Source organism: Agrobacterium sp. SORGH_AS_0745 (assembly GCF_030818995.1).
GTDB classification, from domain to species: domain Bacteria; phylum Pseudomonadota; class Alphaproteobacteria; order Rhizobiales; family Rhizobiaceae; genus Agrobacterium; species Agrobacterium tumefaciens.
On sequence record NZ_JAUTBI010000001.1, the window covers coordinates 1276607 to 1292345 of the forward strand.

Here is a 15739-nt window from a genome sequence, read left to right on the forward strand (position 1 = left end):
ACTGAAAATGAAATGCAGAAGGGGAGATATGCATGTCGGGTGAAAAAACGGTGCGGGATTGGCTGCAGCTTGCCGAAAAGGAGCTGAAGCGTTCACCGGATGCACTCGTCTGGCATACGCCCGAAGGCATTGACGTCAAACCGCTTTACACGGCCGATGACCTGAAAAAGGCTTCACATCTCGATGGCCTGCCGGGCTTTGCACCCTTCACGCGCGGCCCGCGCGCCACCATGTATGCCGGGCGGCCATGGACGATCCGCCAATATGCCGGGTTTTCGACTGCCGAAGCTTCCAACGCCTTTTACCGCAAGGCGCTCGCCGCCGGCCAACAGGGTGTTTCGGTCGCCTTCGATCTTGCCACTCATCGCGGATATGACAGCGACCACTCGCGCGTTGAAGGCGATGTCGGTAAGGCAGGCGTAGCGATCGACAGCGTCGAGGACATGAAAATCCTGTTCGATGGCATACCGCTCGAAAAGGTCTCCGTCTCCATGACCATGAATGGGGCCGTCATTCCGGTGCTCGCCAATTTCATCGTTGCGGGGGAAGAGCAGGGTGTCTCGCGTGCCGCACTTTCCGGCACCATCCAGAACGACATTCTCAAGGAGTTCATGGTCCGCAACACCTATATCTACCCGCCCGAGCCTTCGATGCGTATCATTGCTGATATCATTGAATATACGGCGAAGGAGATGCCGAAATTCAACTCCATTTCGATATCCGGCTATCACATGCAGGAGGCAGGTGCCACGCTGGTGCAGGAGCTTGCCTTCACGCTGGCGGATGGGCGGGAATATGTGCGGGCCGCCCTTGCCAAGGGACTGAATGTCGATGATTTCGCCGGCCGCCTGTCGTTCTTTTTTGCCATCGGCATGAATTTCTTCATGGAGGCCGCAAAGCTGCGCGCCGCCCGCTTCCTCTGGTCGCGCATCATGGAAGAGTTCAAGCCGCAAAAGGCGTCGTCGCTCATGCTGCGCACCCATTGCCAGACATCCGGTGTGTCTCTTCAGGAACAGGACCCTTACAATAACATTGTCCGCACCGCTTTCGAGGCCATGTCCGCCGTGCTGGGCGGCACACAATCGCTGCACACCAATTCCTTTGATGAAGCCATTGCCCTCCCGACAGAATTTTCCGCCCGCATCGCCCGCAACACCCAGCTTATTCTCCAGCATGAAACCGGCGTCACCAAGGTCGTCGATCCGCTGGCCGGTTCCTACTACGTCGAAAGCCTGACGGATGAACTGGCGCAAAAAGCCTGGGCGCTGATTGAGGAGGTGGAGGCGCTTGGTGGCATGACCAAAGCGGTGGCCGAAGGCCTGCCCAAGCGATTGATCGAGGAGGCGGCCACGCGTCGGCAGGCGGCCGTGGACAAGGGCGAGGAAGTCATCGTCGGCGTCAACCGCTACCGTCTGGAAACCGAGGAGGATATCGACGTTCTCGATATCGACAACGCCGCCGTACGCGCCGCGCAAATCCGCCGCCTTGAGGACACCAAACGTCGCCGCGACGGCGGGGACCTCTCGAAGGCGCTGGCGGCGTTGTCTGAAATTGCCCGCAGCGGCAAGGGTAATATTCTCGAGGCGGCAGTCGTCGCCGCCCGCGCCCGCGCTACCGTCGGCGAGATTTCCGATGCGCTGCGTGCCGTCTTCGGCGATTACGTTGCCGTGCCGGAAGTGGTGGAGGATATTTACGGAGAAGCCTACAAGGACGAGCCGGAGCTTGCCACGCTCGCTACGCGGCTTTCCGGCGTGGCAGAACGACTCGGCGTCAAACCGCGCATCATGGTCGCAAAGCTCGGGCAGGACGGGCATGATCGCGGCGCGAAGGTTATCGCGTCGGCCTTTGGTGATATCGGTTTCGATGTGCTGGCCGGGCCGCTGTTCCAGACGCCTGCCGAGGCAGCCGATCTTGCGGTTCAGAACAAGGTGCATGTGGTCGGCATGTCGTCGCTTGCCGCAGGCCACAAGACGCTCGCACCGCAGCTTGTGGAGGCGCTCAAGCAGAAGGGTGCCCAGGACATCATCGTCGTCGTCGGCGGCGTCATCCCACGCCAGGATTACCAGTTCCTGCTGGACCACGGCGTTTCGGCGATTTTCGGACCCGGCACCAATGTCATGGATGCGGCCAACAAGGTTCTCGATCTGCTCGAAGGCATCCGGCGCAACGCGTGAGAGGAATACGGCCATGTTCGGAAGATTGAACCACGTCGCCCTTGCCGTGCCCGATCTTAATGCCGCGGTTTCGCGATACAGGGCGCTTGGCGCTCAAGTTTCCGAGCCGCAAACCCTGCCCGAACACGGCGTGACAGTGGTTTTCGTTCAGGCTGACAATACCAAGATCGAACTTCTTCATCCGCTTGGAGAGAACTCCCCGATTACCGCCTTCCTCGAAAGAAATCCGGGTGGCGGCACGCATCATCTGTGCTTTGAGGTGCCGGATATTCTGGCCGTGCGAGACGATCTCGTCCAAAAAGGCATCCGCATTTTAGGTGATGGCGAGCCGAAGATCGGCGCGCATGGCAATCCCGTTCTCTTCCTGCATCCAAAGGATATGGGCGGCGTGCTTTACGAGCTTGAGCAGGTCACTCCGACACACGTCTGAAACACAGACCCCGTACCGACATCCCGAAACACGCTGGCGACGTGATTCACCGGCGGCAGTTGCCGTTCGCTTGTGCTGAAAACATGGGTTTCGTTTGTTTTCTTTTGACATTCGTTTTGTTTTCGTTTTTATGACGATAATCTTTCAACGTAGGGGAAAATGGTCCCCGGCGCTGTTTTGGGAGGCCCTATGTCCGGCGAAAACATATTCGATCTTTTTGTCATCGGCGGTGGCGTTAATGGTTGCGGCATTGCCCGCGATGCCGTGGGTAGGGGCTATTCCGTGGCGCTTGCGGAAAAGGGCGATTTTGCCTCCGGTACGTCTTCGGCAGCCACCAAGCTCATTCATGGCGGCCTGCGCTATCTCGAACATTATGAGTTTCGTCTGGTGCGCGAAGCCTTGATGGAGCGTGAAATTCTGTGGTCCATGGCCCCGCACGTCATCTGGCCCATGCGCTTCGTCCTGCCGCTCCAGAAAGGCGGCGTGCGTCCGGCATGGATGGTCCGGCTTGGCCTCTTTCTTTACGACAACCTCGGCGGCCGCAAGCTTTTGCCGCCGACGCGCACGGTCGATCTTCGGCAGGACCCGGCAGGCAAACCTCTGAAGCCGGTCTTTGCCAAGGCTTTCGAATATTCCGACGGCTGGGTGGACGATGCCCGTTTCGTAGTTCTGAATGCGCGTGACGCGGCGGATCGCGGTGCGACGATCATGAACCGCACGCGGGTCGTTTCCGCACGGCGCGAAGGCGGCGTGTGGCTTATCGAGACGCTGGACGAAAAGACCGGCCGTTCAGCCACGCACAGAGCGCGCATGCTGGTGAATGCCGCTGGCCCGTGGGTGGATAACGTGCTGTCCGGCGTGTTCGGCCGCAACGATGTGCACAATGTTCGTCTCGTGCAGGGCAGCCACATCATCGTGCGCAGGACGTTTTCCGATCCGCGCGCCTATTTCTTCCAGAACCCGGACAACCGCATCATCTTCGCCATTCCCTATGAGCAAGATTTTACGCTGATCGGCACCACGGACCGCGACTATAAGGGCGATCCGGCCAAGGTGCGCATCTCTGAGGAAGAGATTTCCTATCTCTGCAATGCCGCCAGCGAATATTTCAGCGAGCCGGTGAAGCCGGATGATATCGTCTGGACCTATTCCGGCGTGCGCCCGCTTTTCGATGATGGCGCTTCAAAGGCGCAGGAAGCCACACGCGACTATGTGCTGAAGGTTGAAGAGGCAGAGGGCGAAGCGCCGCTACTCAATATCTTCGGCGGCAAGCTGACCACCTACCGGCGGCTGGCGGAACATGCTCTGGAAAAGATCGGCGCAGCCATCGGAGAAAAGGGCAAGCCCTGGACGGCGGGATCGTATCTGCCGGGCGGTGACTTCGGGGTGGAGAGATATGACGCCCAGGTGAGGGCGCTTGTCTCCCGTTACCCATTCCTTGATGGACGCCATGCCGAGCGGCTCATCAGAAACTACGGCACGAAGGCTGCGGAACTGCTCGGTGTCGCCACCGATGTTTCCGGCCTCGGTCGGCATTTCGGCGGCACACTTTACGAATGCGAAGTGCGCTGGCTGGTGGAACACGAATGGGCCTTTGCAGCAGAGGATATTCTCTGGCGGCGCACTAAACAGGGCCTGCGGTTGAGCAGGGACGAGGCTGCCGCTCTGGATGAATTCGTTTCCACGCTGACTGGTGTCAAGGAAAAGGGCGAAGCCGTGACGGAGCAGGCCTGAGCTTTTACGAGTTGTCCCGTCAGTTCCCCGAGTTCCTTGCCGCTCTTTCAGGGCCATCGGCGCTCAATATATAGTCGTCGGCGGCGGACAGAGCGTGTTCCATATGCCCTTCGAACACCAGTTCCGGTTCGTTGGGCGCGATGCCGATTTTTGGCATTCCGCCGAAGCGGACCGACTGCGATTGCGCAAGGCCATCGTGAAGGCCGATTTCCAGAAGATCGAAATAGCGTGTGCCGGGGCCAGTGATGAAGACCGGCATATGGCCGTGCAGGCTGAACAGACGTGAAAGGCCGTTGCCGAGTGCAAGCCCGGCTGTGCGGAAGGCAAGCCGCGCCATGCGCCCGCCGGCGCGGGCGGAAGCGGCGATCTTGTCCACTTCGGCAATCGGCACGAATTTTGCCGGTTCCGCCTGCGGCGGGGCCTCGAATGCCGAACGCAGGATTGCATAAAACCCTGAATAGGCCTCGATACAGCCTCTGGTGCCGCAGCGGCAAAGGGCGCCATCGGCCAGATGCAGCATATGTCCGAAATTGGGGGCGCTAACCTCTATCCCTCCACCCGCGGCGCGGGCAATGCCGAGGCCAATGCTGTGGCCGAGCGATAGGGTGACAAGTGCCTCCGGTTTCGGGCCGTCCTTTGCCTGCTCCTGCATCCAGATGGCTTTTGCGGCCAGCAGCGTTTCGTTGTTCAGCGTCACGCGGATGCGGCCGTCCTGAGAAATGAGCTGCTGGAAATCTATCTTTTCGGTGCCGAGCACCGGCGACCAGACGAGCACCGCCGCTGCCGCGTCCACAAGCCCCTTGCTGCTGATCGACACCTGGAGAATGTCGTGCCGGTCGATGCGCGAACGGTCCGCAAGCCGTGCAAGGCCGGAGAGGATCGAGTCGCCGAACGACCCTTTTTCAGCCGTGATCCTCTGCTCGGTGAAGCGGTCCACCAGCTTGCCGGCATAGTCGACCAACGAATATTGCACGCTGTCGGACGAAATGATGACGATGGCGACGTGGCAGAAAGCACCATCAGGCCCAAAGAGGATGCGCGGCCGCCCGCGCCCGGCGGCGGCTAGCTGCTCTTTGCGCAGGATGAGGCCGGCCCGCTCGAGTTCCATGGTGATTGCGGAAACGGTGGCGGAGGCAAGCCCGGTGAAGGAGGACATGTCCGTATGGGATAGGCTGCCATGAAGGCGCAGCGCTGCCATCACCGACAGGCTGTTTTTCTGGCGCACCAGTTCCGTGCTTGCAATGGCGGACATGGGCTGGGGTATGCTCCCTGAACGGCTTTTTTCCTGTCGTGCTTATCCCCTCTGATGGCGCACGCCACGAGCAAGATCAAGGCACCCGGATGCTGCCCGCAGCCGTTGTTGACAGCATGGGGAATCTCTGACATTAATTTTCTCGACTGTCGAGAAAATTGTGAAATCACAGAGCCCGACAGCTTTTTCCGGGCGTTTTCCCTGCATGGAGGTGCAGGCTTCGCCCTTACCGGGAGGACATCATGAATTCGTTTGCCAAGCTTTTGGCGGGTACAGCTGTACTCGTTTCCCTGCACACCGCAGCCATTGCTGCTGATCTCGTCGTTGGCGTTTCCTGGTCCAATTTCCAGGAAGAGCGCTGGAAGACGGATGAGGCGGCAATCAAGGCAGCTCTCGACAAGGCCGGTGCGAAGTATATTTCCGCCGATGCGCAGTCGTCCGCCGCAAAACAGCTGACTGACGTGGAATCGCTGATTTCCCAGGGCGCCAATGCGTTGATCATTCTTGCGCAGGACAGCGACGCGATTGGCCCGGCCGTTGAAAAGGCCGTCGCTGAAGGTATTCCGGTGGTGGGTTACGACCGCCTGATCGAAAACAAGAACGCCTTCTACATCACTTTCGACAACAAGGAAGTCGGTCGCCTTCAGGCCGCCGAAGTCTTCAAGGTCAAGCCGGAAGGCAACTACGTCTTCATCAAGGGTTCGTCTTCCGATCCGAATGCGGACTTTCTTTTTGCCGGACAGCAGGAAGTTCTGAAGGCCGCTGTCGACGCGGGCAAGATCAAGAATGTCGGCGAAGCCTATACCGATGGCTGGAAGCCGGAAAATGCCCAGAAGAACATGGAGCAGTTCCTGACCAAGAATAACAACAAGGTCGATGCGGTCGTCGCCTCGAACGACGGAACGGCCGGTGGCGCAATTGCCGCTCTTGCCGCGCAGGGCCTCGCAGGTTCTGTTCCTGTATCCGGTCAGGATGCGGACTTCGCCGCGCTCAACCGCGTAGCGCTCGGCACGCAGACGGTATCTGTCTGGAAGGATAGCCGCGAACTCGGCAAGGAAGCTGCCGGCATCGCGCTGGAACTTGCGGGCGGCAAGAAGATGACGGAAATCAAGGGCGTTGCCGCTTTTGATGGCGGTCCGAAAAAAGTGACGATGCAGTCAGTCTTCCTCAAGCCCATCGCCATTACCAAGGACAATCTGAACGTCGTCATCGACGCCGGCTGGATCAAGAAGGAAACGGCCTGCCAGGGTGTAAAGGCCGGATCCGTCAAGGCCTGCAACTGAGACCGCTAGGTTGATGTTTGGGCGCCGCGCCACTGATACGTGGCGCGGCGCCTTTCAGATGTAAGGAGGACCGGCAGTCCATGGCCGACATGACACAATCCAATTCCACAGCGTCCCCCAAGACGGAAAAGACGGGCTCGATTTCGCGTTTCATCAGTGCCACGGAGCTTGATACCCGGCTGCTCGGCATGGTCGGCGCGCTTCTTCTGATCTGGATCGGTTTCCATATTCTTTCGGGCGGGCTGTTCCTGACGCCGAGAAACCTCTGGAACCTCTCCGTCCAGACCGCTTCTGTCGCGGTGATGGCGACAGGCATGGTGCTTGTCATCGTTACCCGCAACATCGATCTGTCGGTCGGGTCGATCCTCGGTTTTTCCGGCATGATCATGGGTGTCATGCAGGCGGAAATCCTGCCGCAGCTCCTCGGCTTTGAACATTGGGCGACATGGATCGTCACGCTTCTGGTCGGCATTTTCGTCGGCGGAGCGATCGGCATGCTGCAGGGCTCGATCATCGCCTTCCTGAACGTGCCGTCCTTCATCGTCACGCTTGGCGGTCTGCTGGTCTGGCGCGGTGGCACATGGTTCGTCACCAGCGGCCGCACCGTGGCGCCGATGGATTCCACCTTCCGCCTGATGGGTGGCGGCACCAGCGGCTCGATCGGCGCGACATGGAGCTGGATCGCAGCCATTGCCGCCTGCGTCGCCATTGTCGCGGCAATCCTGAATTCCCGCCACCAGCGTCGCCGTTTCGGTTTTCCGCTGCGGCCCGTCTGGGCGGAATATTTCCTGGTGGCACTTGGCTGCGTCGTCGTCGTCGGTTTCGTAGCTGTCGTCAACAGCTATCCCTGGCCGGTCAACATTGCCCGCAACTATGCCGATGCCAATGGCATTACCTGGCCGGATGGTGGTCTGTTCATTCCGCACGGCATTGCCATTCCGGTGCTGATGGCGCTTGCCGTCGGTGCTGTCATGACCTTCATCGCGACGCGGCTGCGCTTCGGACGCTATGTGTTCGCAATCGGCGGCAACCCGGAGGCGGCGGAACTCGCCGGCATCAAGACCCGCTGGGTCACGGTCAAGATATTCACGCTGATGGGCGTTCTATGCGCCATCGCTGCGGCAATCTCGACTGCCCGCCTCAACGCGGCCACCAATGCCCAGGGTGAACTGGATGAACTTTATACGATCGCCGCGGCGGTCATCGGCGGCACGTCGCTCGCCGGCGGCGTCGGCACCATAGCGGGCGCGATGCTCGGCGCGCTCGTCATGCAATCGCTGCAATCCGGCATGGTGCTTGTGGGCATCGATACGCCCTTTCAGCGCATCGTCGTCGGTGTGGTTCTGGTCGTCGCCGTCTGGCTCGACACCATCTACCGCGCCCGCGCCAAGTAAGAACCGAGGAGAACCCCAATGACGGAACAAGTCACGCCCCTCGTGGAAATGCGCAATATTTCCATTTCCTTCGGTGGTATCCATGCGGTGGAAAACGCCTCTGTCGATCTTTTCCCAGGTGAGGTTGTGGCCCTTCTTGGCCACAACGGCGCCGGCAAATCGACGCTCATCAAGATATTGTCCGGTGCATACCGGCGGGATGGGGGCGACATCCTCATCAACGGCGAGGATGCGGATATCCGCAATCCCCGCGACGCCAAGAAATACGGCATCGAAACCATCTACCAGACGCTGGCGGTGGCGGATAATGTCGATGCGGCGGCCAATCTTTATCTCGGCCGCGAGCTGAAGACGAAATGGGGAACATTGGATGATGTCGCCATGGAAGCTTCGGCCCGCGAGGTCATGGGGCGTCTCAACCCCAATTTCCGGCGGTTCAAGGAGCCGGTGAAGGCGCTTTCCGGTGGCCAGCGGCAGTCCGTGGCAATCGCCCGCGCCATTCTGTTCGATGCCCGCATCCTCATCATGGACGAACCGACGGCAGCACTCGGGCCGCAGGAAACGGCACAGGTCGGCGATCTCGTCAAGGAACTGAAACGGCAGGGCATCGGCATCTTCCTCATCAGCCACGATATCCATGACGTCTTCGATCTCGCCGACCGGGTGTTCGTCATGAAAAACGGCAAGGTGGTCGGCCATGCCCGCACGGAAGATGTGACGAAGGACGAGGTCCTCGGCATGATTATTCTGGGCAAGGTGCCGCCGGGTGCTGTGGCGGGTCCGGGCGCGGTCGTTGCCTGACGACAGAATTCTGTCGTCTTTACTTCCACTACAAATCGAGGCCCGGTAAAAACCGGGCCTCGACAAATGCTGGGAACAAAAGTTCTTGGAGTTGACTAAAAAATATATGCGTCCGGTGTGTTTCAGCCCAGCCGGAACCGCAGACGAAAAATGTCTGCGGCTCTGCGCAATTGCAGACGCGGTCGTTAAAAAGCGGTGTTTTAATGGAGTTCGGCGTGTGCGAAACCGCTGCCGTTCATTTCTGCGCCGGCCGGTAGCGAGCCATGCTGATTGATGTCCTGGGCCAGCGACAGCAATGCCATTTCCAGGAAATAGGTCGACATCCCCAGTTCCAGAGATTTGGAGCGCTGGCAAAGATAGGAAACCATCCGCCCGAGCGCCAGAATCTCGTCTGCATTGTCCTGTTCAAGTATTGCTGCGGTAGACGCCACCATGATTCCCTCTCGACAGTCGACAGTATGAAAACGCGTTGATCCCGCGTTGTTCATTTTCGACCACATCGAGCGTCACGCGAGCGTCACACCTGCGTCAATCGTCGCTCTTGTTTTCCGGCGCGCCGTTATTTTCCGCCGCTTCGGTAGCCGCAAGCGATGTCACGAGGGCAACGATGCTCTTGCGCACGGTTGCGCTCTTGATTCGGGCAAAGGCCTGATTGAGCGAAAATCCTTCATTCGACGCAACGAAAGACTGCATGGCATTGATCGTGCCAAGGGCGGGATTGGCGTTTCCGACATCCGGCGTCGCATTGGCGAACAAAGAGCTGACATCGACGCCGAGAACCGATGCAATGGCTTGCAAACGGGACGCGCCGACGCGATTGGCACCCTTTTCGTATTTCTGGACCTGCTGGAAGGTAATGCCCAACCGGCCCGCCAGCGCGCTTTGACTCATGCCGAGCGACTTGCGGCGCATTCGGATTTGTGTACCCACATGCACATCGATCGGGCTGGGTAGTTTGGCCTGCATCATGAACTCCTCCAGTTGTGAGGTTCTTAAATTGGATATTTATCAATTAATATTGTTGAAGGTAGACATTCAACACAATTTCCACGGGTATTGTGAGGTGTTACTGATAAAGTAAGGCTGTTTTCCGTCGGTATGCTGTGCTGGTTGACGGTTTATCACCTTTGTTGCACATCGCAATGCCCCGTTTCTGCTGGCAAAATGGCTCCAGCCGGCCACGCCGATGGCGTGAAAGCCCAGTCTTTCCCAAATTTTCCTGTTCTCTCGGTCGAAACCGTCGAGCGTTTCCGCATCACCGAAATGGGGAACCCAGACGAATGGCTTCTCTTGGTCGGAGCGCACGATATTTTCAACAAGCACGTTGTTATAAAGCCGAGGCAGGCATTTGTTGGTGTCGATGGTGGGTAAAACCGGAATGGGATTTCGCAGGATTGCGAAGCCCTGCTGTGCCAGCAATAGAACGGAGGCATCCAGTTTACGTTTCAAATCCATCGCATTACGGGCGTTGCATTCATGGGCCACCGGATCGGCAACCAGCAATAGCGGGTGGCCATCGCGTCTTAGACCTGTGACCGAAACGAACTGGTCGACGTGGAAACCGCATTGGTGGATTTTTCCGAAGGTGATCGCCGGAGGCGACGTGTTTGCCGAGGTAAGAGCGATTGAGGCCGAGGCATTGCCGAGGTCTTCCGGCCGATATCCGAAACTGCCCAGGGTTCTGTAGTCGAGTGCCTGAACCCGCTGCCATTGTTGCGGCCGTTCGGTTGCCGCATTGTTTGCCATACCCCTGTCGTCCTGCAGGCTGGAATGGCCCACCAATCGAAAGTCCGGCCCGACCAGCTGGTTACCGCCCGGCAAAGTGACATGCGAAGCGTTGGCGGCAAGCCCGAGACGATTGGCGAGCTCGCCAGTGACGGCGCTTTCCGATGCACAAAGCAGTTCGGTTGCGATCCCATCAGCAGTCCGAACGTGGAACACGTCCTGTATCCACGGGTGCGAAACGCTGCTGGTTGCATCGAGCGGTAACAGTTCTGCGGTGCAGGTGGCTGCCAGCCTGCTGAGCCAGCTTTCAGCGGAGGCGAGACAGGGGCCATCGATAAGAACAAGGGCCGTGACGTCGGAAGGCAGAGCCGAAAGCAGGTTTCCGATCGGGATGAGCGGAGAGCCGCCCCCTTCAGCCCTGTCACCCGCAAAAAACGCGGCGGGCAAGGCAAGCGCGATTGTCCGGATCAGTCCTCCGCAGTCGGGCAGCAGAGACGGGTGCGGGGCAGCGGTCAAGACGCTTTTTCTCCCGCCGTCTGCCGCGTGGCCAATTGCTGGAAAAATACCGTGTTCTGTAATTTCCACGATTGCGACGGCGGGGATGGCAATTCCCCGCTGCCGAGCAGGCCTAAAAGCCGGGCCGCATCGTTGCGTTTGGCGGAAACCGCGTTTCCGGCTAGAAAATTTGCGGTCTCGAGGTTGAGGTTTGCCTCAGTTGCCATTGCACGCCATGTCCTGCGGTTAAAATGCAGCTTGCGGGCGGCGTTCAGCAAGGCGTCGTGTTCCTCTGGGGCGATAGCGGCGCGACACGCTTCGAGCGTCGCTTCGGCATCGACAAGCGCGATTGTCAGCGGGCGGTAGTCGAGTTCGCCGGGCGCGTGGCTGACTGCCACATCGGCGTCGGAAAAACGCAGCCCGTCCCGATAGGCTTCAAAGATTTCGCCGATGCCGATCATGCCGAAGGCCGCGCATTCCGCCGCTCTTAGCGCGCCCATGCTGGCGGCACCAAGAACAGTGACGCCGCCTGTCAGTGCAAACAGGATTTCCTTGTGCCACACGGCGGCGCAGTCACCGTAGAGGCCGTCGATCAGCCCGATTGTCCGGGCACCCTGCTTTACCGCGTCGAAAATATCGCCGCAGGCAGCCGGGCCACGAAGATCGAGGCCGGAAATCTGCGCGGGTGTGATGCCGTGGATGGACGGGCCCGCAAAAACCACCGGCTTCATCAAAGGCCTCCGAGGTTCAGGAACCGGTCGAGCGTCCGCTGCGATATACGTTGAAGGCCACCACCGGCAGGGGTGAGGCCGCTTGCCAGAACCCGGACGACATGCAGACCGGATACGCCCGTTTCCAGCGCAAAGACATAGATGTCGTCGATCCCGGCGGCAAATAGATGCTCTGCAAGCTGACGCCACGGGGGTAGAGCCGGATCGCTAATCGCAAAATCGAGACTGGCCGGGATCCGGTCCATCGGCCGCACCTCGGATGCCGCCGGTCCCGCCGCAAACATATCCCGCTGGTAGCGCAAAGGAGAGAGATCGTCCCTTGCGCCGCTGATGTCAGTCAGTCGCGACTGGATCGCCTCCAGCAGCGCGGCAATTGCCGCGTCATAGGTGCCAAACCGGCACGCTGCGCCGGCAGCGCTGCGGGTGGCAAGTCCGTCCTGCGCGTGGATTGACCGTGGCAGGCTTGCCATGACTACAGGCACGCCGAGCGTATTGGTGAGATCAAAGAAGCGGGGCGGCAGTCCGATATGTGAAAGGTGTTGAGCAAGAGCATCGAAGGATGCGTCGACACCCATCGGCAACACGACCGGTTCCGGCGCGATATTGCGGGTTTCGAAGGTATCGACGAGAAAGCAGGCGTCGTTTTCGATGAGTTCGAGCAGGGCGTGCAGAACCGCGTGGTCATGGTCGAAACCCGCCGCAAGACCTTGCGAACTCATGAGAAAGGCCTGCCGGTCCCAGGGGAAATCCGTGCGAAAATCCATGCCCACCAGTTCATAGGGGGCAAAAACCTCCAGCTGCTGGCGTATGGATGTTCCCTTCACCCAGGCGCGTTGGTTTCGCAGATCAAGAGTGTCCGGGTCGACCCGGCCGATTGTTTCGAAAGGAACGAGAGGGGCGCCCTTGTCCCGCATCTCACGAATGGAGCCGAAAGTGGTGATATGTTTGCGGGTGTCTTCGGCGACGGCACCTTCGATCGCTTCCATGATCGCGGAAAGCCGTGCCTGCTCCGCGACAAGCCCCTTGCCCTGGGAGACAGACAGTCCGCGTGAATTGGGCCGCGTCGCGAACCAGACGGGTATGCCGATAATATCGAGACCGGTCACGTCTCCGACGCGGGTAATCCCGAACCGCCGAAGCAGTTCGGGATCAAAGAACGAAGCGTCCGGATGCCCTAAAGCCGCTGTCGCTGGTATATGTGCGCCGTCAGCGGTCAAGGCTGCGGGGCCGCAATCAAGGCGCCGCGTTGGTGTCGTCGGCAAGGATGGCGTCGAACAGCTCGCCGGTGACGGAACCCGCCGGACCAACAGCCTTCAGGGCCGATTCGATCGGTGCCTGCACCATGCGGTTGAAATCCCAGCCGGCGTCGATCACTTCGCCGACAAAGGCGAAATCGGCCTCGGAAACGACAGCGCCGCCGGCGACGAGGGCTTCGATGCCCTGGATCTGTACCTGATCCAGCTCGTTTTCGGGCTGGCCGTCCTGACGAACGAGCATGGATTTTGCCGCCGCAGCAACGCGCGCGTAACCGTCCACACCGGGATGGCTGGCTTCATAGGCGGCAATCGTCTCATGCGAGACGGACGCAACCCTGAGCGGCGCCGTGCGAATGAAGAGAACGCCGAAACCCTTTTTTCCGACAATAAAGAAGTGCGAGGACATAATAACTCCTATTTGATCCCAGCTAATCGAAGTGCGTTATAGAATTTTTCATTCGCTACCGGGTCTCGGTCTGGGGACAGGCTGCTGATTTCCCTCGCCGTCATACCCGGATAGTTTTCCTGAAGCCTGCTGCCGGTTTCCCTGGCAGCGTCCAAATCACCGTGGAGCGCGTGGCTCGCGGTCAAGACGCGCAATGCCGGCTCGTCATTTTCCATGCGCGCGCACAGTTCTACTGCCGTGCCGTAATCCTCACGCTTGAACGCGATGCTGGCGCCCGCCCACCAGTAGATGTCGGGTGCGAGCGGATTGAGGTCGATGGCTTGCTGAAACTTTTCCCATGCGGTTTCGGCATCGCCGAAATGGGCGAGCGCATCGGCATGCTGGAGCAAAAGGTCGGCGGAGTTGGGCGCAAGCGCCTCGGCTTCGAAGAACCTTTCGGCGGATATGTCGAAATCCCGCTGGTAGAGCGCCACGACGGCGCACATCCAGTGGCCGACGCCAAGAGCGGGATCGATTTCGACTGAGGCGTCTGCCTCCGCCTTGGCGCGGTGCAGCAGGTGGGGGTCGTTGCCGCCCAGCATCAGCCATTCCAGCTGCAGGCTCTGCGCCACGCGGGCGCGGGCAACCGCCATGCTGTTATCCAGATCGACCGCCTTGCGGAACATCGAGCGGGCTCTTCGAAGAAGCGGCAGGTCGCACTTGCCGCGCAGAAGCTGCTGGCCCTCCAGCAATTGCCGGTAGGCCTCGCCGCTGTGGTTGCGGTCTGGTTCCACCTGAAGCCGCTCGATCTCGCGGGCAAGCCCCGCGGCCACCTGTTTGGACAGCAGTCGAAAAGCGGCGTGAATATGCCGCGCGGTCAGCACAACCTCCAGCGACCAGACGATTTCTCCGGTCGCTTCCTCGATCAGCGCTACCGACATGCGGGCATCGTCGAAAACCGTGGAGACGATGCGGTAATCCGCCCGCAACATTGCATAACTGTCGTCGGTCCGGTCGTGTGTCGCTACAAAGGTGCTGTGCGTCGAAAGAACGGTGAAGGTCCGGTATCGAACGAGACTATTGGCGACATCCTCGACAAAGGCACTCATCACCGGCGATACCGCAAGCCCGTCCACCCGCACCGGACGGCTGAAGGCGACGCGTGGTTTTGCCATCGGTTTTCGGCGGCTACCCTCATCCGGTTCGGCGGGGGCTACTATCGTCGAGGCCAGACTTTGTATCCGCCGTCGAAGCGCCACTGTCTCGGCCTCCGGAGGTCGGTCCTCCTGGCGGAGCTGTTCCATCAGAAGCTGGAAAATTCCCTCGCAGGCGCTGGTGTTTCCCACCCGCGCATAGGCCGCCATGGCGGCGCGGTAGGTTTCCTCGCGCTCCGGCTCGATCTTCAGCGCGCATTCGGCAAGCGATGCGATGTTGTTCGAACTGGCGCGGCCGAACCGCGTCAACTCCTCCAGAAGCGGTGTATAGCTTGAAAAGAACAGGTCCTTGAGACGGCGTCGCTCAGACAGCAGCCAGAGATAAAGGTGGTCCTGCCCAGCCTCCAGCCCCTCCAGCAGATCGCCGCCGAATTCGAGCAGGGCTTGCAGCCTCTGCATCGGGTCTTCTGCTCTCGCGCCGGCAAGAAAGATCGCAAGGTCGGTCCGCTGCGCCAGCTTTCCGGCCTTCAGGTCGTTCCCTTCTGTCAGAAGGATGGCATCGTCATCGCTCGACAGCTTCTGGAGGCGCAGGATCAGCTGCCGCAAATTGCCGAGTGCCCTTTTTTGCTCGACGTTTTCCCACAACAGCGATGCGGCCTGCTGGCGGGAAAGGGACTGGTTGGGAGCAAGGATCAGAGCGGCAGTGAGGGCAAAGCCCTTGGACGGGAAAAACGCTTGCCGCACCGCATCGCAGCGCGGAGTGCCAAAAAGCCGGATCGGTATCAGTTCAGCGTTCCCAGCCACTTTCGTTCCCTCATGAATCACCATCTAACAATGTGTCCGGGAAATTGAAAGTCATCATTGGCGTTCCATTTGACGCTGGTGTGACGCCGCTTGCCTATTGTCGTGAACAGAGGCGCGGATG

The 15739-nt window shown here is 59.7% G+C and carries 14 protein-coding genes; 6 read left to right on the forward strand and 8 right to left on the reverse strand.

Features of this window, described 5'->3' with window-relative positions; genetic code table 11:
• Window positions 1–32: 32 nt before the first annotated feature.
• The 3 genes from scpA (at window position 33) to QE432_RS05890 (ending at window position 4338) form a co-directional block, all read left to right on the forward strand.
• Entirely contained in the window at window positions 33–2174 is a 2142-nt protein-coding gene (scpA, locus tag QE432_RS05880; RefSeq protein ID WP_065704407.1) for a methylmalonyl-CoA mutase, read from the forward strand.
• Window positions 2175–2187: 13 nt separating this feature from the next.
• Complete coding sequence (gene mce / locus QE432_RS05885) at window positions 2188–2604, forward strand: methylmalonyl-CoA epimerase (RefSeq protein WP_111782974.1); 417 nt, start codon at window positions 2188–2190, stop codon at window positions 2602–2604.
• 189 nt (window positions 2605–2793) lie between these two features.
• A complete protein-coding gene (locus tag QE432_RS05890; protein WP_306623630.1) occupies window positions 2794–4338 on the forward strand; it encodes a glycerol-3-phosphate dehydrogenase in 1545 nt (514 codons plus the stop codon).
• 19 nt (window positions 4339–4357) lie between these two features.
• Here the strand turns inward: QE432_RS05890 and QE432_RS05895 are convergent, their stop codons facing one another.
• Entirely contained in the window at window positions 4358–5590 is a 1233-nt protein-coding gene (locus QE432_RS05895; protein WP_065704405.1) for an ROK family transcriptional regulator, read from the reverse strand.
• Between the two features lie 242 nt (window positions 5591–5832).
• On the opposite strand from QE432_RS05895, the gene xylF reads away from it, so the two are divergent.
• The 3 genes from xylF (at window position 5833) to QE432_RS05910 (ending at window position 9068) form a co-directional block, all read left to right on the forward strand.
• Window positions 5833–6873, forward strand: coding sequence for a D-xylose ABC transporter substrate-binding protein (gene xylF / locus QE432_RS05900; RefSeq protein WP_003511300.1), 1041 nt, complete (start codon window positions 5833–5835; stop codon window positions 6871–6873).
• An 80-nt stretch (window positions 6874–6953) separates the two neighbouring features.
• On the forward strand, window positions 6954–8267 hold the full coding sequence (locus QE432_RS05905) for a sugar ABC transporter permease (protein ID WP_065662488.1): 1314 nt from the start codon (window positions 6954–6956) through the stop codon (window positions 8265–8267).
• A gap of 18 nt (window positions 8268–8285) precedes the next feature.
• Window positions 8286–9068, forward strand: coding sequence for an ATP-binding cassette domain-containing protein (locus QE432_RS05910; protein WP_003511297.1), 783 nt, complete (start codon window positions 8286–8288; stop codon window positions 9066–9068).
• A 200-nt stretch (window positions 9069–9268) separates the two neighbouring features.
• Here the strand turns inward: QE432_RS05910 and QE432_RS05915 are convergent, their stop codons facing one another.
• From QE432_RS05915 to QE432_RS05945, 7 genes are all read right to left on the reverse strand, one after another.
• Entirely contained in the window at window positions 9269–9502 is a 234-nt protein-coding gene (locus tag QE432_RS05915; protein WP_013761765.1) for a hypothetical protein, read from the reverse strand.
• Window positions 9503–9596: 94 nt separating this feature from the next.
• Entirely contained in the window at window positions 9597–10034 is a 438-nt protein-coding gene (locus QE432_RS05920) for a helix-turn-helix domain-containing protein (protein ID WP_025595440.1), read from the reverse strand.
• A gap of 69 nt (window positions 10035–10103) precedes the next feature.
• Window positions 10104–11309 (reverse strand): hypothetical protein, encoded by a 1206-nt coding sequence (locus QE432_RS05925; RefSeq protein ID WP_306623633.1) that lies wholly within the window; start codon window positions 11307–11309, stop codon window positions 10104–10106.
• Window positions 11306–12019, reverse strand: a complete 714-nt coding sequence (locus QE432_RS05930; protein ID WP_142851177.1) for a TfuA-like protein — start codon at window positions 12017–12019, stop codon at window positions 11306–11308. Before QE432_RS05930 ends, QE432_RS05925 begins: the two co-directional genes overlap by 4 nt.
• The gene (locus QE432_RS05935) at window positions 12019–13125 is read right to left on the reverse strand and encodes a YcaO-like family protein (RefSeq protein ID WP_236736221.1); all 1107 of its coding nucleotides are present in this window, start codon (window positions 13123–13125) and stop codon (window positions 12019–12021) included. The genes QE432_RS05930 and QE432_RS05935 overlap by 1 nt, the downstream gene beginning before the upstream one ends.
• A gap of 127 nt (window positions 13126–13252) precedes the next feature.
• Window positions 13253–13681: a hypothetical protein gene (locus QE432_RS05940; protein ID WP_003511290.1), complete on the reverse strand. Its 429-nt coding sequence runs from the start codon at window positions 13679–13681 to the stop codon at window positions 13253–13255.
• A gap of 8 nt (window positions 13682–13689) precedes the next feature.
• Window positions 13690–15642 carry a BTAD domain-containing putative transcriptional regulator gene (locus tag QE432_RS05945; RefSeq protein WP_161986916.1) on the reverse strand — a complete coding sequence of 651 codons (1953 nt, stop codon included), beginning with the start codon at window positions 15640–15642 and terminating at the stop codon, window positions 13690–13692.
• Window positions 15643–15739 lie beyond the last annotated feature (97 nt).

Bases quoted from the DNA above. Each gene is read 5' to 3' on its own strand.
- scpA (WP_065704407.1), top strand. From the start codon at position 33: ATGTCGGGTGAAAAAACGGTGCGGGATTGGCTGCAGCTTGCCGAAAAG.
- mce (WP_111782974.1), top strand. From the start codon at position 2,188: ATGTTCGGAAGATTGAACCACGTCGCCCTTGCCGTGCCCGATCTTAAT.
- QE432_RS05890 (WP_306623630.1), top strand. From the start codon at position 2,794: ATGTCCGGCGAAAACATATTCGATCTTTTTGTCATCGGCGGTGGCGTT.
- QE432_RS05895 (WP_065704405.1), bottom strand. From the start codon at position 5,590: ATGTCCGCCATTGCAAGCACGGAACTGGTGCGCCAGAAAAACAGCCTG.
- xylF (WP_003511300.1), top strand. From the start codon at position 5,833: ATGAATTCGTTTGCCAAGCTTTTGGCGGGTACAGCTGTACTCGTTTCC.
- QE432_RS05905 (WP_065662488.1), top strand. From the start codon at position 6,954: ATGGCCGACATGACACAATCCAATTCCACAGCGTCCCCCAAGACGGAA.
- QE432_RS05910 (WP_003511297.1), top strand. From the start codon at position 8,286: ATGACGGAACAAGTCACGCCCCTCGTGGAAATGCGCAATATTTCCATT.
- QE432_RS05915 (WP_013761765.1), bottom strand. From the start codon at position 9,502: ATGGTGGCGTCTACCGCAGCAATACTTGAACAGGACAATGCAGACGAG.
- QE432_RS05920 (WP_025595440.1), bottom strand. From the start codon at position 10,034: ATGCAGGCCAAACTACCCAGCCCGATCGATGTGCATGTGGGTACACAA.
- QE432_RS05930 (WP_142851177.1), bottom strand. From the start codon at position 12,019: ATGAAGCCGGTGGTTTTTGCGGGCCCGTCCATCCACGGCATCACACCC.
- QE432_RS05940 (WP_003511290.1), bottom strand. From the start codon at position 13,681: ATGTCCTCGCACTTCTTTATTGTCGGAAAAAAGGGTTTCGGCGTTCTC.
- QE432_RS05945 (WP_161986916.1), bottom strand. From the start codon at position 15,642: ATGGTGATTCATGAGGGAACGAAAGTGGCTGGGAACGCTGAACTGATA.